At 59.3% G+C, this 25,839-nt stretch carries 27 protein-coding genes and 1 tRNA gene; 15 read left to right on the plus strand and 13 right to left on the minus strand.

Annotated features, from left to right (window positions below):
* Positions 1–10 precede the first annotated feature (10 nt).
* Entirely contained in the window at positions 11–1,051 is a 1,041-nt protein-coding gene (gene trpS, locus Mhypo_RS08520; RefSeq protein ID WP_119340874.1) for a tryptophan--tRNA ligase, read from the plus strand.
* Between the two features lie 9 nt (positions 1,052–1,060).
* Positions 1,061–1,735, plus strand: a complete 675-nt coding sequence (locus Mhypo_RS08525; protein ID WP_119340875.1) for a chromosome segregation protein ScpA — start codon at positions 1,061–1,063, stop codon at positions 1,733–1,735.
* A gap of 450 nt (positions 1,736–2,185) precedes the next feature.
* On the opposite strand, the gene minE is transcribed toward Mhypo_RS08525, so the two are convergent.
* Both minE and minD read right to left on the minus strand, forming a co-directional pair.
* A complete protein-coding gene (minE, locus tag Mhypo_RS08530; RefSeq protein ID WP_119340876.1) occupies positions 2,186–2,422 on the minus strand; it encodes a cell division topological specificity factor MinE in 237 nt (78 codons plus the stop codon).
* Complete coding sequence (gene minD / locus Mhypo_RS08535; RefSeq protein WP_119340877.1) at positions 2,419–3,222, minus strand: septum site-determining protein MinD; 804 nt, start codon at positions 3,220–3,222, stop codon at positions 2,419–2,421. Before minD ends, minE begins: the two co-directional genes overlap by 4 nt.
* Positions 3,223–3,432: 210 nt before the next feature.
* Between minD and Mhypo_RS18100 the strand changes: the two genes are divergently transcribed.
* The 3 genes from Mhypo_RS18100 (at position 3,433) to Mhypo_RS08550 (ending at position 5,849) form a co-directional block, all read left to right on the plus strand.
* A complete protein-coding gene (locus Mhypo_RS18100) occupies positions 3,433–3,597 on the plus strand; it encodes a hypothetical protein (RefSeq protein WP_170148255.1) in 165 nt (54 codons plus the stop codon).
* Between the two features lie 117 nt (positions 3,598–3,714).
* Complete coding sequence (locus Mhypo_RS08545; RefSeq protein ID WP_119340899.1) at positions 3,715–5,259, plus strand: acyl-CoA mutase large subunit family protein; 1,545 nt, start codon at positions 3,715–3,717, stop codon at positions 5,257–5,259.
* A 131-nt stretch (positions 5,260–5,390) separates the two neighbouring features.
* On the plus strand, positions 5,391–5,849 hold the full coding sequence (locus Mhypo_RS08550) for a hypothetical protein (RefSeq protein ID WP_240637169.1): 459 nt from the start codon (positions 5,391–5,393) through the stop codon (positions 5,847–5,849).
* Positions 5,850–5,857: 8 nt separating this feature from the next.
* On the opposite strand, the gene Mhypo_RS08555 is transcribed toward Mhypo_RS08550, so the two are convergent.
* The 4 genes from Mhypo_RS08555 to Mhypo_RS08570 all read right to left on the minus strand — a co-directional run bounded on the left by Mhypo_RS08555 (position 5,858) and on the right by Mhypo_RS08570 (position 9,946).
* Positions 5,858–6,277 carry a GNAT family N-acetyltransferase gene (locus Mhypo_RS08555; RefSeq protein WP_240637170.1) on the minus strand — a complete coding sequence of 140 codons (420 nt, stop codon included), beginning with the start codon at positions 6,275–6,277 and terminating at the stop codon, positions 5,858–5,860.
* Positions 6,278–6,427: 150 nt separating this feature from the next.
* Entirely contained in the window at positions 6,428–7,282 is an 855-nt protein-coding gene (gene nikC / locus Mhypo_RS08560; RefSeq protein WP_119340879.1) for a nickel transporter permease, read from the minus strand.
* Between the two features lie 15 nt (positions 7,283–7,297).
* Positions 7,298–8,305, minus strand: a complete 1,008-nt coding sequence (locus Mhypo_RS08565) for an ABC transporter permease (protein ID WP_119340880.1) — start codon at positions 8,303–8,305, stop codon at positions 7,298–7,300.
* Positions 8,306–8,374: 69 nt separating this feature from the next.
* Complete coding sequence (locus Mhypo_RS08570; RefSeq protein ID WP_119340881.1) at positions 8,375–9,946, minus strand: ABC transporter substrate-binding protein; 1,572 nt, start codon at positions 9,944–9,946, stop codon at positions 8,375–8,377.
* A gap of 87 nt (positions 9,947–10,033) precedes the next feature.
* Here Mhypo_RS08570 and Mhypo_RS08575 point away from each other — a divergent pair, with 87 nt between their 5' ends.
* Positions 10,034–11,077, plus strand: a complete 1,044-nt coding sequence (locus Mhypo_RS08575) for a chromate transporter (protein ID WP_119340882.1) — start codon at positions 10,034–10,036, stop codon at positions 11,075–11,077.
* A 433-nt stretch (positions 11,078–11,510) separates the two neighbouring features.
* Here Mhypo_RS08575 and Mhypo_RS08580 read toward each other — a convergent pair.
* A tRNA-Ala gene (locus Mhypo_RS08580) sits at positions 11,511–11,586 on the minus strand.
* A gap of 37 nt (positions 11,587–11,623) precedes the next feature.
* Complete coding sequence (locus Mhypo_RS08585; protein ID WP_119340883.1) at positions 11,624–11,992, minus strand: hypothetical protein; 369 nt, start codon at positions 11,990–11,992, stop codon at positions 11,624–11,626.
* Positions 11,993–12,111: 119 nt separating this feature from the next.
* Here Mhypo_RS08585 and Mhypo_RS08590 point away from each other — a divergent pair, with 119 nt between their 5' ends.
* The 4 genes from Mhypo_RS08590 (at position 12,112) to Mhypo_RS08605 (ending at position 15,471) form a co-directional block, all read left to right on the plus strand.
* Positions 12,112–12,786, plus strand: coding sequence for a Rad52/Rad22 family DNA repair protein (locus Mhypo_RS08590; RefSeq protein WP_119340884.1), 675 nt, complete (start codon positions 12,112–12,114; stop codon positions 12,784–12,786).
* 16 nt (positions 12,787–12,802) lie between these two features.
* A complete protein-coding gene (locus Mhypo_RS08595) occupies positions 12,803–13,564 on the plus strand; it encodes a metallophosphoesterase (protein WP_170148257.1) in 762 nt (253 codons plus the stop codon).
* Between the two features lie 59 nt (positions 13,565–13,623).
* On the plus strand, positions 13,624–14,430 hold the full coding sequence (rsmA, locus tag Mhypo_RS08600) for a 16S rRNA (adenine(1518)-N(6)/adenine(1519)-N(6))-dimethyltransferase RsmA (protein WP_119340886.1): 807 nt from the start codon (positions 13,624–13,626) through the stop codon (positions 14,428–14,430).
* A 123-nt stretch (positions 14,431–14,553) separates the two neighbouring features.
* Positions 14,554–15,471, plus strand: a complete 918-nt coding sequence (locus Mhypo_RS08605; protein ID WP_119340887.1) for a carbohydrate kinase family protein — start codon at positions 14,554–14,556, stop codon at positions 15,469–15,471.
* Positions 15,472–15,521: 50 nt separating this feature from the next.
* On the opposite strand, the gene hisH is transcribed toward Mhypo_RS08605, so the two are convergent.
* Genes hisH through Mhypo_RS08620 form a run of 3 tightly spaced genes read right to left on the minus strand, consistent with a single transcriptional unit; the run spans position 15,522 to position 17,778 of the window.
* On the minus strand, positions 15,522–16,121 hold the full coding sequence (gene hisH / locus Mhypo_RS08610) for an imidazole glycerol phosphate synthase subunit HisH (protein WP_119340888.1): 600 nt from the start codon (positions 16,119–16,121) through the stop codon (positions 15,522–15,524).
* 21 nt (positions 16,122–16,142) lie between these two features.
* A complete protein-coding gene (hisB, locus tag Mhypo_RS08615; protein ID WP_119340889.1) occupies positions 16,143–16,727 on the minus strand; it encodes an imidazoleglycerol-phosphate dehydratase HisB in 585 nt (194 codons plus the stop codon).
* Entirely contained in the window at positions 16,720–17,778 is a 1,059-nt protein-coding gene (locus tag Mhypo_RS08620; protein WP_119340890.1) for a pyridoxal phosphate-dependent aminotransferase, read from the minus strand. Before Mhypo_RS08620 ends, hisB begins: the two co-directional genes overlap by 8 nt.
* 273 nt (positions 17,779–18,051) lie before the next feature.
* On the opposite strand from Mhypo_RS08620, the gene bshA reads away from it, so the two are divergent.
* Positions 18,052–19,164, plus strand: a complete 1,113-nt coding sequence (gene bshA / locus Mhypo_RS08625; RefSeq protein WP_119340891.1) for an N-acetyl-alpha-D-glucosaminyl L-malate synthase BshA — start codon at positions 18,052–18,054, stop codon at positions 19,162–19,164.
* Positions 19,165–19,322: 158 nt separating this feature from the next.
* Entirely contained in the window at positions 19,323–19,691 is a 369-nt protein-coding gene (gene mscL / locus Mhypo_RS08630) for a large conductance mechanosensitive channel protein MscL (protein ID WP_119340892.1), read from the plus strand.
* A 62-nt stretch (positions 19,692–19,753) separates the two neighbouring features.
* Here the strand turns inward: mscL and lon are convergent, their stop codons facing one another.
* The gene (gene lon, locus Mhypo_RS08635; RefSeq protein ID WP_119340893.1) at positions 19,754–22,207 is read right to left on the minus strand and encodes an endopeptidase La; all 2,454 of its coding nucleotides are present in this window, start codon (positions 22,205–22,207) and stop codon (positions 19,754–19,756) included.
* Between the two features lie 164 nt (positions 22,208–22,371).
* Between lon and Mhypo_RS08640 the strand changes: the two genes are divergently transcribed.
* A complete protein-coding gene (locus tag Mhypo_RS08640) occupies positions 22,372–23,067 on the plus strand; it encodes a DUF1517 domain-containing protein (RefSeq protein WP_119340894.1) in 696 nt (231 codons plus the stop codon).
* Between the two features lie 330 nt (positions 23,068–23,397).
* Here the strand turns inward: Mhypo_RS08640 and Mhypo_RS08645 are convergent, their stop codons facing one another.
* Positions 23,398–23,868, minus strand: coding sequence for a redoxin domain-containing protein (locus tag Mhypo_RS08645; protein ID WP_119340895.1), 471 nt, complete (start codon positions 23,866–23,868; stop codon positions 23,398–23,400).
* A gap of 133 nt (positions 23,869–24,001) precedes the next feature.
* Here Mhypo_RS08645 and ispG point away from each other — a divergent pair, with 133 nt between their 5' ends.
* Positions 24,002–25,225: a flavodoxin-dependent (E)-4-hydroxy-3-methylbut-2-enyl-diphosphate synthase gene (ispG, locus tag Mhypo_RS08650; protein ID WP_119340896.1), complete on the plus strand. Its 1,224-nt coding sequence runs from the start codon at positions 24,002–24,004 to the stop codon at positions 25,223–25,225.
* 242 nt (positions 25,226–25,467) lie between these two features.
* The gene (locus Mhypo_RS08655) at positions 25,468–25,662 is read left to right on the plus strand and encodes a hypothetical protein (RefSeq protein WP_119340897.1); all 195 of its coding nucleotides are present in this window, start codon (positions 25,468–25,470) and stop codon (positions 25,660–25,662) included.
* Positions 25,663–25,839 lie beyond the last annotated feature (177 nt).

Genomic DNA, 25,839 nt, shown 5'->3' on the forward strand with positions numbered 1-25,839 from the left:
TCTATCCTGCGTGAAGCGCGTTTTTTCCGGCTTTCAGCCCACCGGCGACTTACACATCGGCAACTACCTGGGCGCTATGGTGAACTACATTGCCCTTGGGGAAAAGCTGGGGCAGAACGCCATCTACTGCATTGTGGACTATCACGCCCCCACCAACCCCGCCGCCTACGACAAAGACCTGCTGGCCCGGCGTACCTTCGATGCGGCCCTGGTGAACATGGCAGCGGGTCTCGATCCCAACAAGGTCATTCTGTTCGTGCAGTCGCACGTGCCCGAGCACACCGAGCTGGCCTGGATTTTCACCACCCAAACCCCCTACGGCGACCTGACCCGCATGACCCAGTTCAAAGACAAAGCCGCCAAGCTCGAGTCGGTTCCCGCAGGACTGCTCATGTACCCGGTGCTGATGGCCGCCGACATTCTGATCTACAAAGCCGACACCGTGCCAGTCGGCGACGACCAGACCCAGCACCTGGAACTCACCCGCGAAATTGCCCGGCGCTGGAACCAGGAATACGGGGAAACCTTCCCCGAACCCAACATTTACCTGAACCCCAACGCGCCCCGCGTTCCCGGCATAGACGGCAAAGCCAAAATGTCTAAAAGCGTAGGCAACACCATCGGGATACTCGAGGACGAGGAAAGCATCTGGGCCAAGATTCGCACCATGCCCGACGATCCGGCCCGCATCCGCCTCTCCGACCCCGGCGACCCCGAAAGAAGCGTGGTGTTCAAGTTCTTGCAGTATTTCGCTCCGCCCGAGCTGGTTCAGGTGCTCAAAGAGGAGTACCGCCGCCGGGGCATCGGTACGCTGGTGGTCAAACAGCTTTTGATGCAGGAGATGATGAAAACCCTGCGGCCCATCCGCGAACGGGCGGCCGAGCTTCGAGCCAACCCCGATCTGGTGCTGGACGCCCTCGAGGACGGTGCCGCCAAAGCCCGCCGCATCGCCCAGGCCACCATGGAAGAGGTGCGGGAAAAGTTTGGCCTGCTCAGGGCCAGGGGCCATGGGACAGGACTCCGGCAACAGGGAAAGGTCCTTGCCAAATAATTAACGACCGTGATCACGCTCACCTTCGATGGCTTTAGCGGAACGCCCAGAGAGCTTTCCGAGCAGGTACGCAAGGGCAAAATTGCCGCCAAAGACCTGCCCGTACTGGCCCTGACCGACCAGGCCTTAGCCCAGGTGCAGGCCCTGGGGCTTTCCGAGCGAAGTGAGCTACTACCCCTTCTGGCCGAGCTTCTACTCTTCAAGCTAAGAGCTTTTGCCAAACGTCCGCAGGTTGTTTTGGCCGAGGACGAAGAACCGCAGGAGGAAAGCGCCCCGGCTTTCTTAGAGACCCTGTTGGCCCTGGAAGAAGCAATCGCCTTCCTCGAGCAGCGCTCGCGGGAACGGGCTCGTGTCCTGGCAGTGCCCCCCTCTCCCCTACCCAAAGACCGTCGCCTACGGCCCATGCCGCTACAAATGCTGGTCCGGGCGGTAGAGCCCTTCGCCCGGCGAGCCGAACTTCAGCTCGAGCGCGAGACCTTTGGCCTGCGCGAAGCCTGGGAACGCATCAAGGGCTTTTTGTGGGGGGTTCGTCGGGCTTTGTTTGCCGGTTTGCCTTTTCGCACCTGGGGCGAACAAACCGTGGCTTTTGCTTCGCTTCTGGAGGCCAAAAAGCAAGGTGAGGTGGAGCTATTGCAAGAACAAAACTTCGGGGCGCTCGAGGTCGAGCTCAAAAGCAACAAATAGGTCGCGCACCCAGTTACCGCCAGTTTTCAAGTTTAGCAAATAGCCGAAGGCTAAAAGCTTCAAAGACTCAACCCTGCTAATGCAGAGAGTCAGGAATCGGATTCAGATGATCCCTGTACCGTAAAACCTTTTATACCGGATTCAAAAAGACAGTTCAAAAACCAAAAAAAATCATAGGTTGTCTTTCTGAATCGTAGAGCACACCCCTCCCTTGAGTACCGGCGCTAGCCGGGGGCCGATGGCCCTTCACTGTCGGTCGGCGAAGAAAGCGTCTCCCTTCCAAGGGGCGGTATCGCCCTCCGCTACGCGGATAACTTCCAAGGGGCGGTATCGCCCTCCGCTACGCGGATAACTTCGGCCCTGTTGATTCGTTACCGAACGGTAACGAATCAACCGAATCTGGTATTAGAGAACACCTTCAGCTTCAGGCTTTTGGCTTTCCGCTAAAGCTTACTTCGGAATGGGCACATCGGCCTGGAGCTTCATTTTGTCGTCGATGGTTTCGACATGGATGGAAAGGTTTTCTTCATCGGGGAAGTAGCGCTTCAGCACCGCCAACAAGTCCTGCTTGAGCTGCTCCACCATGCCCGGGCTCAGGTGGGCCCGGTCGTAGGCCAGCACCACCTTGAGCCGGTCTTTCAGGGTATCCTTGCTGCTTTTCGCACCAAAAGGCCACCAGCCCATCATCTACCCCCAAACAGGCGGCGCAGCGTGCCCAGAAAGCCCGGTGAATCGTTCAGGGGTGCAAAAGGTACGTCCTCGCCCCGCACCCGCTGGGCTATCTCTAAAAAGGCCTTACCCGCGGCCGTACCGTTCTTGAGCACCAGCGGCTCGCCCTGGTTGGACGAAACCAGGACGCTTTCGTCTTCGGGCACAATCCCGATGGGCTTAACCCCCAGGATTTCCACCACATCTTCTACCGAGAGCATGTCGCCGCGCTGCACCATCTTGGGGCGCAAGCGGTTGATCACCAGGAAGTTCTCGCGGATTTCGCGGGCTTCCAGCATCCCGATGATGCGGTCGGCATCGCGCACGCTCGAGACCTCCGGGTTCACCACGACCAGGGCCCCTTCCGCAGGCGTAGCCGCCGTCTGGAAGCCCTTCTCGATGCCAGCCGGCGAGTCGATGAGCACCCGATCGAAGCCCTCCTCTTCCAGCAAGGCCCGCACAATCTGGCGGAACTTCTCAGGGTCGAGCGATTCCTTGTCCTTGGTCTGCGAGGCCGCTAGCAAGGCCAGCCCCTCGATGCGCTTGTCGCGGATCAGGGCCTGGCGCAGCTTGCAGCGCCCCTCGATTACGTCAATCAGGTCGTAAACGACCCGGCCTTCCAACCCCATCACCACATCCAGGTTGCGCAGCCCCACGTCCACGTCCACTACCACTATCTTCTCGCCCAACCTAGCTAATGCCGCTCCCACATTTGCTGTAGTGGTGGTCTTCCCTACCCCACCTTTTCCCGAGGTCACCACAATTGCACGAGCATTCACGCTAAATCCTCCAGGGTTTCAAGCCAGACAGGCTTGGACTGCTAAAAGCTGGCTCTAGTATACGAGCAAGCTGGGAAGTGTGTCAGGCTTTGGTCAACGGCTTAGAACCGCTTTGGACCAGGGTTCAGGTACGAAATGCCCTATCCAGCCACCTCGAAAAGCTGGATAGTGGGGGCTGAATGCATCTTTGCAAAGCGTTACAATCAAGGTATGCAAGAGTCCAAAAACCAAGAAGCAAAGCAAGGCGAACTCAAGCCCGACTGGAAGGATTTTGTCGCCCTGGTGATGGCTGCTTACTCGATCTTGCTCCCCCCGCTGTTGTTGATCTTCGGCGCCGCCGCACTGGTGCTGTTGCTTTTCTACCTGGTTTTCTAAACCATCCGGCAATGAGCGTTACACCGCCTTGTAAAACCACCCATCACAGAACCTGGTTCCGGGTTCCTGTGGGCTCGAGGCGCGCCATCAGGAAAAGGAGGGCTTATGCAAGCCACAGTGGAATACCTGTTTGAATCGCTGCCCGAGGGATACCAGGAGCGGCTGGGCCGCCCTGGGGAGTATCCCTTCACGCGGGGGGTCTACCCCAGGATGTACACCGAGCGCCCCTGGACCATGCGGCAGTACGCTGGCTTCAGCAGCGCCGAGGAGTCCAACGCCCGCTACCGCTACCTGCTTTCGCAAGGCCAGACCGGGCTCTCGGTGGCCTTTGACCTGCCCACCCAGCTCGGCATGGACCCCGACCACCCCCTGAGCGTAGGGGAGGTGGGTAAAGTAGGGGTTTCGATTGCTTCCATAGAGGACATGCGAACCCTGCTCGACGGCATTCCGCTCGACAAGGTCACCACCAGCATGACCATCAACGCCCCGGCCAACATGCTGCTGGCGCTTTACCTGCTGGTTGCCGAAGAGCAGGGCGTGACCTGGGACAAAGTGGGCGGCACCATCCAGAACGATATCCTGAAGGAATATATTGCTCGCGGCACCTACATCTACCCCCCGGGCCCTTCCATGCGCCTCATTACCGATGTTTTTGCCTTCTGCGGCGAAAAAGTGCCTCGCTGGAATACCATCAGTATCTCGGGGTATCACATCCGCGAGGCGGGGTCCACCGCCGCCCAGGAAATTGCCTTCACCCTGGCCAACGGCATGGCCTATGTGCGTGCGGCCATCGAGGCAGGGCTGGATGTGGATGCTTTTGCACCCCGGCTTTCTTTCTTCTTTGCCTCGCACAACGACATCCTCGAGGAAGCCGCCAAGTTTCGCGCTGCTCGGCGCATGTGGGCCCGCATCATGCGCCACGAGTTCAATGCCAAAGACCCCAAGAGCTGGATGCTGCGCTTTCACACCCAGACCGGCGGCTCCACCCTCACTGCGCAGGAACCCCTCAACAACGTGGTGCGCACCGCCTACCAGGCCCTGGCGGCGGTGTTGGGTGGAACCCAGAGCCTGCACACCAACGCCTACGACGAAGCATTGGGGCTGCCCACCGAGAAAAGCGCTTTGCTGGCCTTGCGCACCCAGCAAATCCTGGCCTACGAGTCCGGCGTGACCCACGCCGTAGACCCGCTGGGGGGCAGCTTCTACGTGGAGCACCTGACCGATCAGCTCGAGGCCCAGGCCCAGGATTATCTGGATCAGATTGCCAAGCTGGGGGGTGCCGTTGCAGCAGTGGAGGCGGGCTTTTTCCAGCAGGAGATCGAAGAGTCGGCCTGGGAGTTTCAGCGCCAGGTCGAGAGCGGCAAGCGGGTGATTGTGGGCATCAACCGGTTCAACAACCCCGAGTCTCCCCTCAACGAACACACCCCGGTGCAAAAGATCGGCGACGAACTGGGTAGCCGTCGCAGAGCCCAGATTCAGGCTTTCCGGGCCAAACGGGATGGGCAGTCGGCAGGTAATGCCCTGGAGGCCCTACGCCAGGCGGCAAGGGGTCGGGATAATCTGATGCCCTACATCCTGGAAGGTTTCCGTCGCCACGCCACCCTGGGCGAAATCTGTGGCGTTCTGCGCGAGGTGTGGGGGGAGTATCAGCCCTCTTACTGAGCAGGAGGGCCGAAGGCGAAGCGCGGTCATCCACCGGTCTTCTTCACTTGCGTTCCAACCCAACCCCGTTAACTAAAGCCCCCCTTTAGCCAGCCCTCACACCCAATCCAAACTCGATTGGGCCTAATGGTATGAAGGTGGTTTGGATTAGATTGTGGAGAATCGCAGGGAGGGTTGCCGCCCTGGCCGTACTGGCGATGGGGGGAAGCCTGTGGATGCGAAGCCATAACAACCCACAACCTGCTAGCACAGACATTCAAAGCCCCTACCGCACGTACACCGCCACCGGTCAGGTGATGAACGTAAAGGCACAGGGAGCCAATGGTTGTGCAGTGCTGGTAAGGCTGCATCAGTGGGTCAGCCTGAGTGATGGCTTTGCCCTGGCCGAGATGCCACAGAAGGGGCAACTCTACACGGTTGGCGCCAGCTCCGAGCAGTGCATGGCCTTAGAGGTAGCCCTGGCCTCGCTCGGCGACGCTGAAGACCTGAGTAGCCCACGCCACATCTACTACGAGGCCGGACAACTGCGTTCCGGTGAGTGGCGCATGACCCGGAATCCCTCAGCCCCGGTGGGCTGTGGGGGCTTGTAGCTGGGCGGTCAAAGTTTCAACTCGTATAGCGCAACATGCAAGGGGTATCCCAAGCGGGTCAGGTGCTTTTCTCCAACACAAGTAAAACCTAGGCGCTCGTAAAAGCTGCGTAGCTTGGGGCGGTTGAAGTCGGTATCGAGGCGCAGGTAGGAAAGCCCAGCGGCCCTGGCCTGTTCCTTCGCCCAGACCACCATCGCTGTAGCTACGCCCTGTCCAGCCACCTCGCGCCGAACCGCTACTTTGTGAAGAAAAGCCGAGGTACCGACGGGAATTTGAGGCCAGAATAGCGGGTCCGAGCGCTGGCAGGTAAACGTCCCGACCGCCCGCAAATTCAAGTAAGCCAGGAAGAGTTCGCCTTGTTGGGCCACCGGGCGGAAGTGTTCAGGGGTTAGCTCGTCGAGGTGCCAGAGCGTCTCACCTCGTGCCATGAGCCATCGGGCGGCCTCCTGCAAAATATCGCAGGCAACCTCAACTTGTTCCAGCGAGGCGGGTCTTATTTCCAAATCTGCGATCTCAACCCTCGACAAGCTCCGTACTCCAGGTTTGAAGAAGTGAGTCTTGAGGTAAACACTGTCCCCTCAGTCTCTTCCCCTCGGATCCAGCACATCTCGCAAGGCATCGCCCAGCAAATTGAAGGCCAGCACGGTCAGCAGGATACCGATAGCAGGGGCAGTAGGCGCCCAGATGGCCTCGGCGATATAGCTGCGGGTCTCGGAGACCATGGCCCCCCATTCCGGGGTGGGGGGCTGGGCTCCAAAGCCGATGAACGAGAGGCCGGCGGCGGTCAGGATGGCCCCACCCACATCGAAGCTGGCCTGCACAAACACAGGCGTTAGGGTATTGGGCAACAGGTGGCGCAGCATCAGGCGACTCTGGGGAGCCCCTAGCGCACGGGCCGCCTCCACAAACTCGCGCTCACGCAGGGCCAGCACGTTGGCCCGCACCAGCCGGGCATAGATGGGCCAGCTCACCAGTGCCACCGCGATGATGGTGTTGTTGAGGTTGGGCCCCAGGGCTGCCGCAATGGCCATTGCCAGAATCAGCGAGGGAAAGGCAAAAAAGATGTCGGTCAGTCGCATCAGCAGGTTGTCCCAGGCGCCACCCAGCGTGCCGGCCAGCAAACCGACCAGAACCCCCAGCAGAACCGCCAATATCACCACACCAAACCCGACGCGAAGGGAAATGCCTGCCCCGTGCGCCACCCTGGCCCATACATCGCGCCCCAGCTGGTCAGTACCGAGCCAGTGTTCTACCGAGGGGGGCTGGAGTCGCTGGGCAATGTTCTGGCTGATGGGGTCGGGGGCAATGAGGGGAGCCAGCAGGGCTACCAGAACCAGCAGCACCAGCAAAAATAGCCCAATCAGACCCCCAGGGTTACGCAGGAAACGCCGGAGTGGCCGAGCAGGACGGTTGGTAGAAACTACAGCAGCCATAATTTCTCGTCTTGGTCAGGCATAGCGGATTCTGGGGTCGAGGAAGGCATAGAGCAAGTCCACCACCAGGTTGATGAGGGCATACACCAGCCCCACCAGCAGCGTAACCCCCATCACCGCTGGAAAGTCCAGGCTGGTTGCGGACTGAGTGACATAGCGCCCAATGCCGGGCCAGCTAAAGATGGTCTCGGTCAGCACCGCGCCAGAAAGCAGACCACCCAGCAAGCCCCCCAGCAAAGTCAGAATGGGCAAGGCAGCATTTTTGAGGGCGTGACGGAATATAACCGCCCGCCCGGCAACCCCTTTGGCCCGTGCGGTACGGATATAGTCTTGCGAGAGAACCTCGAGCATGGTCGCACGGGTCATGCGGGCCAGAATGGCCGCAGAGAACATACCCAGCACAAAAGCCGGCAGCACCAGGTGTCGCAGCGAGTCCAAAAATGCAGGCCAGTCGCGGGCCAGCAAGGCATCTATACCCATGATGCCGGTCACCCTGGGTGGTGGAAAAGTAAACCCATCCAGCCGCCCCTGTACCGGCAGAAGATCAAGCTGTCGGGCCAGCACAAACTGGAGCAACACCGCCAGAAAAAAAACCGGCGTTGCGCCGCCGATTAAGGCCAGGATCCGCACCGTGACATCGGAAGCCTTATTTTGCCGAATAGCAGCCAGAATACCCGCAGGCACCCCTAAAAGCAAGGTGACGAGAAAGGCGGCCACCGAGAGCTCGAGGGTCGCTGGGAAAAACTCTTTCAAGTCCTCGAGTACAGCCCGCCCTGTGCGGAGGGAATTGCCCAGGTCACCCGAAAGTAAGCGGCCCATGTAGATCAGGTACTGCTGCCAGATGGGTTTATCTAAACCGTAGCGTTCACGGAATTCCCGGATTTGTTCCTCACGGGCGTTGTCGCCCAGAGCCGCAATGGCCGGATCAATCGGCACCACATTGGCGATAAAGAAAGTTGTAAATGTGACCCCCCAGGCCACAAAAACCACAAAAAACAAGCGGCGGATAAAGTAAGAAAACATAGTCAGGGCTTAGGGTTCAGAGCCCAAGGCCCTATTGAGCGGCACCCTGAGCCCTGAACCCTGGCTTGTTCAAGGTTGTTTGCTGATGTTCTCGAAGCGCACTTGACCCTGGGCGTTGCGCACATAGCCCTCGACCTTGACCGAGAGACCCAGCGGTACCGAGGGCTGATAGAGCACCGCGTAGGGGCCGTTTTTGAGCACGTAATCGGTCAGGAGGCGATAGAGCGCGACCCGCTTGGCCGGCTCAGTTTCCAAGGCAGCCTGGTTGGTCAGCCGGATGGCGGTGGGATCGTTCCAGACGTTGCGCCAGGCCAGACTGCGGGCGTTAAAGTCGGCCCAGGGGGTGGCGTTGCCGTCGGGGTCGGGGAAGTCAGGGCTCCAGCCGACCAGCACCATCTGGTGGTTCTGGGCGCGGTAGGTACGCAGCACCTCGGCGTTGGCGATGGCCTTTACGTTAGCTTTGAAACCGCCCTTGGCCAGGTCGGACTGAATCTTGGCGGCGATGTCCGCACAGGGGATGCCGCCCCCGCAGATGCCGGTGCTGACCAGAAGCTCGAACTCGAGGCCGTTTGGATACCCCGCCTGGGCCAGCAAGCGCCTGGCCCTGGCCGGGTCAAAGGTATAAGGAGTGCGGGGGTCGTAACCCAGCAGGCCCTTGGGAATCAAGGTCTGGATTTTGGTGCCGTTGCCCTGCACAAGCCCGTTTACCAGCTCGTCCTGGTTGATGCTGTAGCGCACGGCATCCCGTACCAGTTTATTGGCAAAGGGGCTACCTTCCTTTACATTCATGCCCAGATAGTTCAGGCGCAGGCTGTCGGCCCTAAGGGTGCGGAAGCGGGGGTTGTTGGACAGCGCCCGCAAAGCCTCGGGGGTCAGCCCCTCGGCAATATCGATCTCGCCGGACTCGAGGGCCGTGCGCAATACCGCAGGTTCCTTGATCTCGCGCAGAATGACCCGTTGCAGCTTGGGCTTGACGCGGGCGTTGGGGTTGGCTTCCAACAGCACCTGCGACCCCCGGTCCCAACGCACCAGCCGGAAGGGACCCGAGCCTGCCGAGTTGTTAGTGAGCCATTCCTTGCCGTAGTCGTTGCCTTTGGCGTTTTTCTGCACCGTTTCGGAGTCCACGATACCGCCAATGTTGAAGGTCAGAATCGAGAGGAAGGAGCCCGGCGAGGCGGTTTTGGGAATGCTGACCACCACCGTGTAGTTATCCACGGCCTTGGTGGCCCCCGGCTTCAGCTGGGCAATTTCGGTAAAGAGGAAAGAGCCCGGCCCCTTGATGGCCAGGGCCCGTTCGAAGGTATAGACCACGTCCTTGGCCGTCACCTCGTTGCCGCTGGAGAACTTGCTGCCCCGGCGCAGGCGGAAGGTGATTTCCCAGGTGTCCCTGCCCCGATCCACCTTCCAGCTTTCCGCCAGACCTGGTTTCAGGGTCGAGAGGTCGGCCCCCTCGTACTTGACCAGGGTTTCGTACAGGTTGTCGGTAACCAGCCCCCCGGAAAACTCGTAGGAAACCTGCGGATCCATGGTAATCAGGTCCGACCAGTCCCCACCATAAATTAGGGTCTGGGTGCGGTCCTGTGCCAGGGCGCCGCCCAGGCTCAACGCCGCAATAAGCCCAACAGCTTTTATTAGCCTCATGAGACCTCCTTTCGATACGTCGCAACAATACCGATAAACACGCTACCGGTCAAGACTCAGAATAAACTGGGGCCGTACACTTAGGAGGTGCACTGGGCCATTCTCAAAACCTTTACCTGGCTGGGGCTTACTGCCTTTGGAGGCCCTGCCGCCCATTTTGCAATCTTTCAGCGGCTGCTGGTGGGTGAGGGCAAGTGGGTCAGCAAAGAGCAATACCTGAAGATGCTGGCCGCCGTCAACCTGATTCCCGGCCCCAACTCCACCGAGACGGCCATGCTCCTGGGCCATGCCAGAGGTGGACCCTGGGGTCTGTTGCTGGCGGGCCTGGGTTTTATTGTGCCGGCTGCGCTGGTTACCCTCTTGCTGGTAGCGCTTTATCAGGAAGTTGCCTCGCTTCCAGTGATAGAAGGCGCTTTTCTCGGACTCAAGCTTGGCCTGATCGCCCTAGTTGCCCAGGCCCTGTGGGACTTGTTACCGGAACCCCAAAAACAACCCCAGACCTGGCTGCTGACGCTGGCGGGCCTGGCGCTAGCCGCCCTGGGTCTGGTGGAGTGGGCCGTGGTGCTTCTGGTGGGCTTGATATGGATGCTGAGGGGGGTTCCCGCGTTGAGTGTGGAACCTATTAGCCTATTCTGGTTCTTCTTGCTGGTGGGTTCGACCCTGTTTGGCTCGGGGTATGTGCTGATTGGCCTGATGCAGGAGATGGTAACCCGGGGGTGGCTCTCCTCGAGCGAACTTCTGAACGCGCTAGCCCTGGGGCAAATAACCCCCGGCCCCCTGCTCACCACGGCCACGGCTGCAGGCTACCTGGCGGCGGGCATCCCCGGCGCACTTCTTTCAACCCTGGGCATTTTCTTGCCTTCATTTTTGTTTACCTTCCTGGTAGCCGGCATCCTGCACCGCTTTCAAAGGCATCCCCTGGCCGAAGCCTTTCTAACTGGTGCCTCCGGAGCGGCTCTGGGGCTAGTTGGCTGGGCGCTGTGGCTGCTGGGGCGGCAAACCCTGGTGGGGTGGGTAGAGTGGCTGTTTACACTGCTGGCGCTGGGTCTTCTGCTAAGAAAATTTCCCCCTCTACTCCTGTTGGGCTTGTTCGGCCTTGGGGGTGGGCTCTATAGGATTTGGATGGGTTAGAAAAAACCAGTGCCTATATGGAGGGCCTATCCCTTGCAAAAGCCCCCTGATACCGGATTCAAAAAGACAGTTTACAAAACCAAAAACCCCATAGGTTGTCTTTTTGAATCCTAGAGCACACCTCTCCCTTGAGTACCGGCGCTAGCCGGGGGCCGATGGCCCTTCACTGTCGGTTGGCGAAGAAAGCGTCTCCCTTCCAAGGGGCAATATCGCCCTCCGCTACGCGGATAACTTCCAAGGGGCGGTATCGCCCTCCGCTACGCGGATAACTTCGGTCCTGTTGATTCGTTATCGAATGGCAATGAATCAACCGAATCTGGTATGAATACCCAGTCCAGCATTCAGGCAACCCGGCCCGATTCCAGTTTCCCCAACAACCAAAATCCGAGGAAACCAATCCTCGGACTTCTGGGGACTTCTGGCGTTCTGAGCTTGGTGGAGCCGAGGGGATTCGAACCCCCGACCTCTTGAGTGCGATTCAAGCGCGCTCCCAGCTGCGCCACGGCCCCAAGCGTTAGTTAGTGTAGCCGGGAGCGCTTCTGGTGTCTAGCCTTCCTTCACCCTTACCTCAATTCGCCCCCGGTGGTTGCGCACTTCGAGCTTGGCCTTGGCCCGACCCCGGCGGTACTCCGACTTATAACGGCCTTCGGCGGCCTGGTACTTGACCCTTGTCCAGCCCCGGGCCACCAGGTCGCGGTGATGATGGGCATACACCTCGGCTACCCGGCTGCTACGGTAGACCACCAGAATCCCCTGGGGTTCAGGCACCCGCTCGACCACCACAACGCCCGGAACCAGTGCAATCCGTACATCTGTACTTATGACCAGGGTAGGGGGAGGCGGGGCCTCGAGGGTAACGCGAATCTGGGCAAAGGCCACCGAACCTAACACAAGCATGGCAACAAACCACTTCATAGGCCCCACAATAGCCTCTGGATATCCAAGCTCGCATGTGAGGGAAGTTAATGGGCCTTTCACCTTTCAGCCAGAACTCAGCCAGAACTCAGATGGATGGGCTGCTAGAATGAAGCCCGATGAACGATGTCTGGGATATGTTGAGCGAGCCCTTCCCACCAGAGGAAATTGAGTGGCACGTGGAAGCTCTATCCAAAGATAAAAGGCGGGCTCTGGTGGCGCCATATGCGGATGCCCGGGCGGTGCTGGATCGGCTGGATGAGGTGGTCGGTATCCACGGCTGGCAAGACACCTATGAGGTGCTTCACGCTCCAACCGATGCAGCAGGCCATTATGCGGTGAAATGCAGGCTCACCGTGATGGATATTTCCAAAGAAGACGTGGGGGAAGGTGAAAGCTTCAAGGCCGCTTTTGCCGATGCCCTTCTGCGAACCGCGATAAAATTTGGCGTGGGGCGGCACCTGTACCGCCAGAAGCAGTGGGTTGACCACGACCCCGAGACCGGGAAATTCAACCCTCCCCAGGCACACCTGGAGGCCGCTGTGCATGGAAGCCGGGCCACTCAGGTTGCGTCGCCCCCTTTAGCCCGCCCAGAAAACAACCCTACCCCCCCCGAGGCCAAACCCGAACCCCAGGAACTGATTGACCGCTTGATTGAACGCCTGAAGGAGGCGGGTTTGGGCAAGCAAGCCGCCCAGATTGTGATGAAATATGGAGGATATGGCAAACACCCGGATGAAACCCGTAAACTTTACGGCGAGCTACGCGCTTTGCTAAAAGGGCAGGCTTCGTAAGCAAAGGACACCCGTGATCAAGGTTATTGCCATTGGAGACCTGCACGCCGACTTTCCCAAGCTGTGGCGGGCCCTGAAGAACTCGTACGCGGTAGGCGAGGATTGGCTGCCCTCTGACCCCCTCCGGCGCGGCACCTACCGGGTGGTGCTGATGGGCGACCTGGTGCACCCCAAACTGCTGGCCGACTACCGCCGCCTGACCGGCCTCGAGGACTACGACCCCAACAACCCCGACCACCTGCGCATGGCGGCCAGGGCGCAAATCCGCGAGCTAGTGCGCATCAAACGCTTTCAGGAGGCCGCCCCCGAGCACATCACCATTCTGATGGGCAACCACGACTACGCCGCCATCACCGGTGAGATGGTCCTGGGAAATGCCCAGCTCGAGCACAAGGAGTTTCACCCCGAGTTAGGGGGGATCGAGTTTCCCGAGGATTTGAAGAAATGGTTTCAAACCTTCCCGGCCCAGGTCAGTCTGTACGGCGTGAATTTTGCCCATGTGGGGCCGGTGCCGTGGCTACAAACCTACGATGAAATGTTCTACAACGGACGCGAAGCTAAGGAGTGGTGGCTTCACAACGCCGACTACGTCGAGCGCATGGGATACCGCTTCGGCGTGTACGGGCACACCGTGATGAAAAACGGCATCCTGATCAAGGACAAACTGGCCTTGATTGATGCTCTGGATAAGGATCAGTACCTGGAACTGATTCTCGATGAAGATAAGCTCGACTGGGAAATAGTAGAAATCCCACCGGTGGGCGCAACCCTTCAATAAAGGGACTAGAGCAATAAACCTGCCAGCAAGGGAAAAACGTTTGGGTTCTCCCAACGCCCATGAACCTTACCTCACCTAAAGTCGTCCGGGATCTGCTGGAGCGCTACGGCCTGCGGGCGGATAAGCGTTTTGGGCAGAATTTTCTGGTGGAGAAGGGCTACCTGACAAAAATAGTTGAAGCCGCAGGCTTTACTCCTGGCGAAACCGTGTACGAGGTGGGGCCTGGGCTGGGAACTCTAACCCGGGCGCTGGCCGAGGCAGGGGCGAAAGTAGTCGCTATCGAGATGGATCGTCGGCTCGAGGCCGTCTACACCGAGACCCTGGCGAGACTGCCCGTGCAAATCATCTGGGAGGACGCCCTTGCTTTTGACTGGGCCAGTGTCCCCCCCCAAAGCCTTTTTGCGGGCAACCTCCCCTACAACATTGCCACCCCCCTCATCACCCTGTTGTTGCGCTCGGGCCGGTTCCGCCGCATGGTGGTTCTAGTTCAAAAAGAGGTGGCCTTGCGCATGACCGCTCAACCCGGTACGCCCGAATATGGTCTCCTGAGTTTGCGGGTGCAGTACCACGCGCAAGCCCGGCGCATCGTGGACTTACCCCCCGGAGCTTTTTTTCCTCCGCCCAGGGTCACGAGTTCGGTGGTTTGCTTGAACCCCAACACCAAGCCCGACCACCCCGCGCTGTTCCGCCTGATTGAAGCAGCGTTTGCCCAACGGCGTAAAACCTTACTCAATGCCCTCAAGGCCGGAGGCTACGACCCTGAAAAGGCTTTAAGAGCGCTGCAGTTTCTTAATCTTTCCCCCAAGGTTCGGGGTGAGGCCCTGAGCTTGCAGCAATTTGAACAATTGCTCGTTAGAATCAGCTAAGCTATAGCCTTGTTAGCGATTTCTCATATGGGTGGGATAGGCTACTCCACATCGGTTGGCTATACCGCTAGACTATAGTGACAGCAAGCCCTGCAAGCGGGAAACGGAGGCTGGGAGGCCGGAATGCGGTTCTTTGTCGTAGGAGACATATCAGTTGACCTAATTTATTTTCTCGAGCGAATCCCAGAGCCTGGCGAGGAGGTTCCGGCGCAGAGAGCGCTGATGAAACCCGGGGGAGCGGGGGGCACCCTGGCCGCTCACCTGGCCAGTCTGGGCAACAAGGTGTATCTGGCTAGCCGGGTAGGGAACGATCCCTTCCGTAGCGTGGCTTTGTCGGAGCTTGAGAAAGTAAAAGTTGACCTCAAATATCTACAAGTAGATCCCGAGCAAACCACCTCTTCGATCCTGATCTTGCTAATTCCTGGGGGCGAACGCTCCATGATTTCAGCGGGGGGCGCCAGCCGCTACCTCGATGCAGCCGAGTTCAAGGCCAGAATGCTCGACCAGGTTGACGCCGTTGTTTTTTCTGCTTATGCCTTTGTGGGCGGGCCGCAAAAGCAGTACGCCATCAACGCCCTGGACGCAGCCCGCAAACGCGAGCTACCTATTTTTGTCGACCTCGGCACCGGTGCAGTGCGGGCCGCCGGCAAGGAGTTGCTGGACATTCTGCGGGGTGTTCCGTACCTGCTGATGAACCAGGTGGAGTTGCTGGCCCTGACCGGCACCACTTCGATTAGCGATGGGGTTAGTAAACTCAAGGGCTGGGGCCTCGAGACAGTGGTCGTTAAGGTCGGAGCAATGGGCTCCATCGTGATTACTCCCACCCGGCAAGAACTGATAGAGCCTTACCCCCTCGAGGAAGTAGTAGACACCACCGGCTCGGGGGATGCCTTCACCGCCACCTTTGCCCACGCCATCCTGCAAGGCAAAGACCCCTTTGTGGCCGCCCGGCTGGGCAACCTGGCCGGCTCTCTGGCAGCCACCGCTGTTGGAGGGCAAGGCCGCCTGATTACCGAGCAAGACCTTTTACAGGCCAGATAGCAGTCGGGCAAAAAGCAGGGTAAACACAGCCAATCTGCTCTCTCTATAGGCTACAGCCTAGCGGCGAAGTATAGCCGGGTGACCCCCAGCAAAGCCAGTCCCACCGCTCCGCTTTTCTCGGGGTGGAACTGGGTGGCCACCACGTTATTGCGTGCATAAAGCGCAGTGAAGCGGGTTCCACTGTATTCGGTGATGCCCACACTCCCTTCCACCAAAGGGGCAAAATAGGAGTGCACAAAGTAGAAATAGCGGCCCGAAAGGTGCTGAAAGTAGGCGCTATACTCCACCGTATTCCACCCCATCTGCGGCACCCGCGCGGCCTTGAAGCGGGTCAGCCACCCCGGCACCAGGCCCAGCCCCGGCGTTCCTGGCGCTTCCTCCGAGCCTTCAAAGAGGATTTGCATGCCCACGCAAATCCCCAGGAAGGGCTTTCCTGCCGCAATGTGCTGCCGTACCCCTTCCTCAAAACCGGAAGTCTTGAACGAACGCATCACCTGGCCAAAATGCCCTTGCCCCGGCAGCACCAGCAGGTCGTACTGGTCAACCTGGCCGGGGTCAGCCGAGACCGTGACCGCGTAGCCGGTGGCTTGCAGCGCTTTGGCCGCACTGTGCAAATTGCCCGAACCGTAATCAATGAGGAGCGTTTTCATGCGTGTCAGGTGGGTGTAACCCTATAAAACTTCTTTGGTGCTGGGTAAGTCGGCACGGGTAAGGCGGGTGGCCTGGTACAAGGCCCGGGCCAGCGCTTTGAAGGTCGCCTCAATAACGTGGTGGGCTTCTCGGCCTGCCAGCACGCGCACGTGCAGGGTGAGGCCGGCATGATTGCACAGCCCCCGCAGAAACTCGCGCAGGTGGTAGGCATTCAGGCCCCCTGCCGTCCCTTCGATGCCAAGTTCCTCAGGCGCAAAAGCCAGGTGGCTGCGCCCGGACAAATCCAGCACCACCTGCACCAGGGTCTCGTCCATGGGCACGCTGGCCTCGCCGTAGCGCTCGAGCCCCCTGGCATCCCCCACCGCTTGCTTGAAAGCCATGCCCAGCACAATACCTACATCCTCTACCAGATGGTGCACGTCCACGGCTAGATCGCCCTTGGCTTCCACCACCAGCCCAAAACGCCCATGCCGCTGGAAAGCCAGCAGCATGTGATCGAGAAAACCCAGTCCGGTTGAAATGCTTGCCTGAGGAACTCCGTCGAGGCTCAGGCTTAGCTTAATCTGGGTTTCAGCGGTGTTGCGTTCGATGGTTGCGCTACGCATGGGGCACCTCAGCCAGGGAGAAAGCAGCCTCCAGAAAGCGCTGGTTTTCCTGCGGCGTACCTACCGAGACCCGGATACAACCCTCCAGGCCCAGGTAATGGTCTTGCCGGCGCACCAGGATCCCTTGCTCCAGCAGCGCACTGTAAGCGGCGGCGGCATCGGGGGTACGGATAAGCAAGAAGTTGGTCTGGCTCGGGTAGACCTTCCAGGTGGGGTGTGGTTGCAAGGCTTGAAACAGGCGTTCCCGCTCCCTGAGCAAGGTCTGCACAATGCCCTGCACATAGCCGGGCGACTCCAAAACCGTGAGGAGAATCTGGCCGGTGTGGGCGGGCAGGCCAAAGGGGGGCACAAAGTTCTGCACAACGTTGCAAACCTCGGGCGAGGCCATCAGGTAGCCCGCCCGAATGCCCCCAAGACCCCAGGCCTTGGAGAAAGTACGCAGAATGGCCACATGGGGGTTGGCGCTGGCCAGCCAGGCGTAGTCGGTGCCCGAAAACTGGTGGTAAGCCTCATCGATAACCAGCAGCCCGCCGGTTTGCGCGGCTCTATCGGCCAGGCGGCGGATATCGCGTTCAGCGAAGAGCTGCGCGGTGGGGGCGTGGGGGTTGGGCAGAAAGAGTACAGTAGGGGTTTTTTGCAGGGCCTCGAGCAGCGCCTCCGTCGGTAGTGCAAACCCCTCACCCAGCGCGATGGCCTGGTAAGGGGTGGCCGATATTTTGGCAGAAAAAGCATAGTGCGGAAAGGAAGGTGCGGTGTCCAGCACCTGCCCCGCCGCCTGTACCAGGGCCTGAATGAGCAGGTTGGAACCCGGCGAGACCACCAGGCCCTCCATGGGCCATCCCAGATACACCGAGAGTTTTTCGCGTACATCCTCGGCGTGAAGCGCAGGGTAGCGATTAAAGTCCAGGTGCTGCAAACGCTGTAGAACCCTTTGCTTCAGTTCAACAGGTAGGTCGTAGGGGCTCTCGTTCTGGTCAAGCTTGACCGAAGCATCTACCTTTTTGTAGGGGTAGCTGGGCAGCCCTTGGAGATGGGGTTTGAAAGCCTTCACCCCCCGATTGTCTAGAGTCTACAAGCCAGCGTCAAGGGCCGCGTTGTGGGTCGCTCGCCCAGTACCCCCGCCTGAAGTTACACCTCTCGGGTCGGCCCAACCTTTACCCGACCTTCCATCAGTGCAAACGAACGCTGCCGGTAGGCAGCCCAGCTAAGGGAAAGTCAATCCGAAAAATTGGCGTGTGAAGTCGCCAGTGTAACCACCAATCGTCTGCTTTCAACCGTGAACCCAGCACCAATGCGCCCATGCGCCGTTGCGTAGGCTAAGGCCATGCGGATCGGGGTGGTGTGTTATCCGGGTCTGGGCGGGAGCGGAATTGTGGCCTCGGAGCTGGCTGACCGGCTGGCTCGAAGGGGTCACCGGGTTTTCTTGTTTGCTACCGAGCTTCCCATGCGCTTGCCGGAGGACAGCCCGGTGCAGTTTATGCCGGTAGAGGTACCCAATTATCCAGTTTTTCCGGCCCCTCTATACACCCTGGCCCTGGCGGGGGCTTTGGAGCGGGCCGTCCGGGAGGAGCACCTGGAGCTCATCCACACCCACTACGCCATCCCCCACGCCGTAGCGGCCAAGCTGGCCACCGAAGGCCGCATTCCCTTGGTTCACACCCTTCACGGCACGGACGTAACTTTGCTGGGGATCGACCCGGCCTACCAGACCCTCACCAGCAAGGCGCTACAAAAAGCCAGCGCGCTGACCGCAGTTTCGCAGCACCTGGCCCAGCAAGCCCAGCGTACTTTTGGGGTGAACCCACAGGTAATCTACAATGCCGTGGACACCCAGCGCTTTCGACCCAACCCCGGAGCTAAGCGCTTCTATGCCGCCCAGGACGAGTTTCTGCTGGTTCATGCCTCCAACTTTCGCGCCGTTAAGCGGGTAGGAGACATCATCCATGTGTTTGCCAAAATCCGCCAGAAACTCAGGGCTCGGCTGGTGCTGGTGGGCACCGGGCCGGAGCGGGCCGAGGCACTCTCGATCGCCCATAGCCTGGGGGTGGACGACAGCGTGACCTCGCTGGCTACGGCCAAAAACCCCGAAGAAGTGATTGGCGCAGCAGACGTGTTCTTGCTGGCCTCGGAGTATGAGGGCTTTGGGCAGTCGGGCCTCGAGGCCCTGGCCTGTGGGGTTCCGGTGGTGGCAACCCGCGTGGGGGGTATTCCCGAATGGTTGACGCCAGAGGTAGGGCGCCAGGTGGAGTTTGGCGACCTGGAAGCCTTTGCCCAGGCAGTAGTGGAACTTTTGTCTTCACCCCATCTGGCGCAGATGCGCGAAGCCGCTCGACAGTATGCCCAGGCCCATTTCAATCCCGAAACGATTACCGACCAATACGAAAGGGTGTATGCGTCGGCTATGCAGGGCAAAACCCTCGAGCCCAGCGAAACATAGAACCAGACCTGCATGCAGGGAAAATGACTTGACGCCCGAATCGCCTGGGGCTTAGATTGGCGAGAGGTCGTCACGTATAGGAGTATCAATTGCCATAAGACGGCGCTACTGGAACAGAAGGGACGGCCTCTATCCAGAGCAGCCACCCGGAGGTTTGTATGCTGGAAGGATTCAAAAAATTCATCATGCGTGGAAACGTGCTCGATCTGGCGGTAGGTGTGATTATTGGGGGCGCATTTGGGGCGATTGTCAACTCGCTGGTAGCCGATATTATTAACCCCTTGATCGGCATGATTTTTGGCGCACCGGATTTCTCGGCCATCAAGCTCGGAGCGCTGAATATCGGCAAGTTTCTCAACGCTGTGGTGAGCTTTCTGATGGTCGCCTTTGCCCTGTATTTTTTTGTGGTCACACCCATGAACAAGCTGCAGGAAATGTCTAAGAAGAACGAGCCGGAGCCCGCACCGGCAGCCCCGCCCGAAGACATTGTCCTGCTGCGGGAAATTCGTGATGCGTTGAAGAAATAATAATGCCAGATAGGGTAGCGCGGACAACGTCCTCAGCTACCTCCTGGTGGGCGTATTCCCGACTAGGCCCTGGCCGCAGGTTGCACCTTACTCCGGCGGGCCTTTTTGGGTGTGGGGGGAATGGCTTTGCGCTCGAGGGCAGCCAGGCCCCCTACGAGCGTCCAGTCGAGCACCTCGTCCAGCGATTCAGCAAAGTGGAACTTGAGGTTCTGACGTAAATTAGCGGGGATATCCGAGAGGTCGGGCTGGTTCTGCTTGGGTAGGATTACCTCCCGGATTCCGGCCCGCCGTGCGCCCAACACCTTTTCTTTGACCCCTCCAATGGGCAGTACCCGCCCGGTGAGGGTAATCTCTCCGGTCATGGCTACGTCGTTGCGCACAGGAATTTCGGCCAGGGCCGAGACCAGCGCCGAGGTAATGGCAATGCCCGCCGAGGGGCCTTCTTTGGGTACAGCGCCCGCCGGAACGTGGATGTGCACATCCGAGTTGTCGAATTTCTCGAGCGGAATACCAAAGCGGCTGGCGTTTTTCTTGGCGTAGGAAAGGGCCGCCCGAGCCGACTCCTTCATGACCTCACCGAGCTGCCCGGTCAGAATAAGGTTGCCTTTGCCTGGCATCACCGAGACCTCGATAAACATGATGTCGCCACCGACCGGGGTATAGAACATCCCCGTAGCCACCCCCACCTGGGGGGTTCTGGCCTCCGATTCGGGCTGGTAGCGGGCCGGGCCCAGGTATTTTTCCAGGTCGGCATCGGTTATACGCACCCGCTTTTTCCCACTCTCCAGAATGGTGCGGGCTGCTTTGCGCAACAAGGTGCCTATTTCGCGCTCGAGGTTGCGTACCCCCGCCTCGCGGGTGTAGTGGGTGATCAGTCGCATCAAGGCGGCTTCGGTAATCACCACCTGATTCTCCTTGAGGCCATTTTCTGCGAGTTGGCGGGGCAGCAGGTAGCGCTTGGCAATCTCGAGCTTCTCCTGCTCGATGTAGCTGGTGAACTCGATCAACTCCATGCGGTCAAAGAGGGGCCCCGGAATGTTCTGGGGAAAATTGGCCGTGCAGATAAAGAGCACCTCGCTCATGTCGAAGGGCACCCCCAGGTAGTGGTCGGTGAACTCCTTGTTCTGCGCGGGGTCGAGCAGCTCGAGCAGGGCTGCGGCGGGATCGCCCTGGTAAGAAACACCAAGTTTGTCTACCTCGTCCAGCAGGATCACCGGGTTCTTGCTACCGGCCTGGCGCATCCCCTGAATGATGCGGCCCGGCATGGCCCCAATGTAGGTGCGGCGGTGTCCGCGAATGTCGGACTCGTCGCGGGCACCCCCCAGGGAGATGCGGTGGTATTTGCGCCCCAGGCTTTTGGCGATGGACCTGGCAATGGAGGTCTTGCCCACCCCCGGCGGCCCCACAAAGAGCAGAATGGGCCCTTTGGAGACCTCTTCCAGGGGAATCTCTCCATTTTTCTGGCGCTCCAGCTTCAGCTTGCGAACCGCCAGGTATTCCAGCACACGATCCTTGACTTTTTCCAGGCCATAGTGATCTTCTTCCAAAATCCTTTGGGCCTCCTTGAGGTCAATCTGATCTTCGGTGCGGGTATTCCAGGGGAGGTTGGTGATCCAGTCCAGATAGGTGCGAACCACGCTGGCTTCGGCGGAGTCGGGGTGCATCCGGGCAAAGCGCGAAAGTTCGCGCTCCACCTCGGACAGCACATTCTGAGGTAGCTTGAGCGCCGCAATCTTTTCGCGGAACTCCTCAACCTCCACCTCGCCCTCTTCACCGTGCAGCTCCCGCTGGATGGCCTTCATCTGCTCGCGCAGGTAGAACTCGCGCTGATTTTTATCAATTTCTTCTTTGACCTGCTGCTGGATTCGGCGCTGGGTCTCCATCAAATCCAGCTCTGCATCGAGCAAAATGGCAACGCGCTTGAGACGGTCCACCACCGAGGGGGTCGCCAGTATTTGCTGCTTGTCTTCCAGCTTGAACTCGAGGTGAAAGGCAATGTAGTCGGCCAGTTGCGAGGGATCCTCGAGGTTCAACACAAACTGGGCCACCTCTGGCGAGAGGTACTTGCCCTCCCTTAGCAGGTTTTCAAAGCGCTCCTTAACTTCGCGGAATAGCGCCCGCACCTCGGTGTCCTTACCCTCGACCTCAGGCAAACGCACCACGCTGGCTTGCAGATATCCATCTGCCTTGCGGTACTGCTGAACCCGCACCCGGGCAAAAGCCTGTACGAGCATCTGCACCGAGCCGTCGGCGTTTTTGCGCATGCGCAGTACGTTGCAAGCCGTGCCCACCTCATACAGGTCATCGGCACCGGGTTCTTCCACTTCTTTGTCGCGCTGACTCACAATCAGGATAACCCGCTCCTGGGTCAGAGCCGCATCAATTGCGCGAATCGAGATGGGTCGGCCTGCATCAATCGGCATCACCATGCTGGGATAGATCACCGAGCCACGCACCGGACATACCGGGAGGGTATCGGGAAGATGTGTATTGGGCTTATCAGTTTTTTCGCTCATCGGGATTCCCCATCTATATCGCAAGTTTACAACCTGGACTCACCTTCCAACAGGACTTTGTTTGTGGCAAAACACGATGCACACCATGAGTCTTACATTATCAAGTTTAGTGAATCTGGTAGTAGCAATAAGAACCTCCAACACAATGGCGTATGCTGATATGAATGAGATTTACTGGGGTTTGGATACTGCTCTTGCTCTGGGCTCTGGCCCCCCTGCCAACCGGAACCACATGGACACATACCTCCTGGTCAGGTTGGAATGTAGCCCTGGCCCAGCGGAGCGGTGGTGGCGTTGGGGGCCGAGGTGGATTCTCTACACCTAGGCCCGCGCCCTCGATTCCCAGGTTTAACCCCGAGTTACAAGCCAATCTGCGCCACATGGCCCAGGCTGCCGATACCGAGAACGTGCGCGGGCTGGCCGACCTTATGGACAATGCCGCTGTGCTGTTGCTGCGCGAGCAGGCCGGGTGGCGATTTGGCATGTATGAGGTATGGCAAGGCAGCCTCCAGAAAGCCGAGGGGCAGTTCGATGCCTGGATGACCGAGACCCGTTCGGAGTTTTTGGAAACCTACAGGCACTTTGAAGGCAAGGAGGTCGTGCAGGCCGGATACCAGCCCAAAGCCGAGCCCGATGGCCGCTATATCCTGGTGACGCTGTTACTGGCCGTGAGCGGCAGCCTACCCCCCGTTCCCACACCGCTCAGGCGCGAGGGCGCCCGCCAGGCCCTGATGGCCCTGGCCTCCTCGAGCCCCACCAACACCCTGGCTGCTTATGTAGCCTGGACCCCCGAGGCCGAGGGCGAGGCCCTCACCGAGCAGGACTTGCTGCTGGGCTGGCCCAAGCTCGAGCTGCTGTGAACAGAGCAATTTAGGTCTATGGTCTATTTATACCGGATTCAAAAAAGACAGTTTACAAAATCAAAAACACCAGAGGCTGTCTTTTTGAATCCTAGAGCACACCCCTCCCTTGAGTACCGGCGCTAGCCGGGGGCCGATGGCCCTTCACTGTCGGTCGGCGAAGAAAGCGTCTCCCTTCCAAGGGGCGGTATCGCCCTCCGCTACGCGGATAACTTCCAAGGGGCGGTATCGCCCTCCGCTACGCGGATAACTTCGGTCGGGTTAGTTCGTCACCAAAGGGTGACAAACTAACCGAATCTGGTATTACTATGGACTACAGACTATCGTCCTTCACCCAGACAACCCCCTCACCGCAGCGGCCACCTCTTCGTAGGGTGGTTCCTGGGCGGGCACCTCCGCCACCCAGGCCCAAGCAATGCGGCCCAAAGCATCCACCACATAGGCGGCCCGTTGCGAAAAGCCGGGCAGGCCGCGCAGGCTAATCTCGAGGCCAAAAGCCCTGGTGGCTTCCCGGTTGTAATCCGAGAGCAGCGGGAAGGCCAGACCCAGCGACCGGGCATAGGCCCCCAGCGTCCAGGGGGTATCCACGCTCAGGCCGTAGACCTCGGCTCCGAGTTGGTTGTACTCAGCCAGCCCGTCGCGGAAGGTGCACAGCTCCTTTTCGCAAACGCGGGTGTGGGCGGCAGGAAAAAAAAGCAACACCAACGGCCTTCCTTGCGGCAGTTGGGTGAGCGATACGGCTTCGGCAGCCGTGTTGAACACGGTTACATCGGGCAGGCGGTCTCCTACTTGAATTGCCATAACGCATGAAAGATTACCCAAAATTTCCCCTTCTTGTCTCGCGCAACCCTACGCGGCGGCCCCACAAGGCTCGAGGCCTAACCCCCACCCTGGTCTACTTTTTACCTGACCCGGCCATATTAGACTTGGAAGCATGGTAGTTAACCGCCGCAAGACACCCACCGTCTGGGTGGGTAAGGTACCCAAAGGGGGCGACCATCCGGTTGTGGTGCAATCCATGACCAATACCGACACCGCCGACATCGAGGCCACCGTGGGCCAGGTCTGGGCGCTCGCCAGAGCCGGCTCCGAGGTCGTGCGCATGACCGTTAATAACGAAGAAGCCGCGCAGGCCGTGCCGGAAATCAAGCAACGCCTGGCCGACCTGGGGGTAGACGTGCCGCTGGTAGGGGATTTTCACTTCAATGGCCACATCCTGTTGCGCAAATACCCCAAAATGGCGCTGGCCCTGGACAAGTACCGCATTAATCCCGGCACGGTAGGCAAGGGCAAGCAACAAGACCCCAACTTCCGCACCATGTGCGAGGTAGCGGTAGAGTATGGCAAGCCAGTTCGCATTGGGGTGAACTGGGGCTCGCTGGATGCAGGGCTGCTGGACGAGATGATGGACGCCAACGCTGCCCGGGCCGAACCCAAGGATGCCCACCAGGTTACGCTCGAGACTATTGTGGAGTCGGCGGTGCGTAGCTACGACTGGGCCCTCAAGTACGGCCTGACCGAAGACAAGATCATCCTCTCGGCCAAGATTTCCAACGCGCCCGACCTGTGGTGGGTCTACCGCGAGCTGGCCAAACGCACCAATGCCCCCCTGCACCTGGGGTTGACCGAGGCCGGGATGGGCGTGAGCGGTATTGTGACCAGTACGGCCGGCCTGGTGCCCCTGCTGGCCGAGGGCATTGGCGATACCATCCGGGTCTCCATTACCCCGGCCCCCGGCGAACCCCGCACCAAAGAGGTGGAGGTGGCCCTGGAAATTCTGCAGTCCATCGGGGTGCGCCAGTTCACCCCCAGCGTGGCCAGTTGCCCCGGCTGTGGACGCACCACAAGCACTTTTTTTCAGGAGCTGGCCCTGCAAGTTTCTACCCGCCTGAACGCCCAGATGCCGACCTGGAAAACCCAGTACCCCGGGGTTGAAAACCTTAAGGTGGCCGTGATGGGGTGTGTGGTCAACGGCCCCGGGGAGTCCAAGCACGCCGACATCGGAATTTCCCTGCCCGGCACAGGCGAGGCGCCCCGGGCTCCGGTGTACATCGACGGCCAGCTTGCCACCACCCTCAAGGGCGACCACATCGCCGAGGAATTTATGGGCATGGTGGAAGAATATATCCAAAAGCGCTACGGCAAGCAGCCGACGTAGCTATTTCGAGCTCTCTGAGCGAAAGGTTTGGCGTAGCCGCCAAAGCATTACGGCAGTACTCTGAGTACTGTCGGGTCTTGCTACACCGGTTGAGGCCCTTTTTTGTGTATAGCCAGTGTTTCTACAATAAATATCGTGTAGTAGAATTTGTGTATATTCTCCAGCAAGTGTAAATGTTATATATTTGACTTTGAAAAAATAAACACGACTTGTCCTATCCTACTATCCAAGGAGGGACTACCGTGGAGACCACCCTGATTCAAACCAGCGGCACCCCAATAACACAATATTCCGGCTCGAGCCGCCCGACCCGCCCTGCTCGCCTGATTCTGAGCCGTCCGCCTGCCAAGAGCTCGGTCAAGGCCATCTGGGATGGCTTCCGTATGAGCAAGGCCTGGGGCGAGGCGCTCGAGACCTACGACCTGCCCCACGAATAATACCGGATTCAAAAAGACAGTTCACAAAACCAAAAACACCAGAGGCTGTCTTTTTGAATCCTAGAGCACACCCCTCCCTTGAGTACCGGCGCTAGCCGGGGGCCGATGGCCCTTCACTGTCGGTCGGCGAAGAAAGCGTCTCCCTTCCAAGGGGCGGTATCGCCCTCCGCTACGCGG

Source organism: Meiothermus hypogaeus (assembly GCF_003574035.1).
In the GTDB taxonomy this organism is placed as follows: Bacteria; Deinococcota; Deinococci; order Deinococcales; family Thermaceae; genus Meiothermus; species Meiothermus hypogaeus.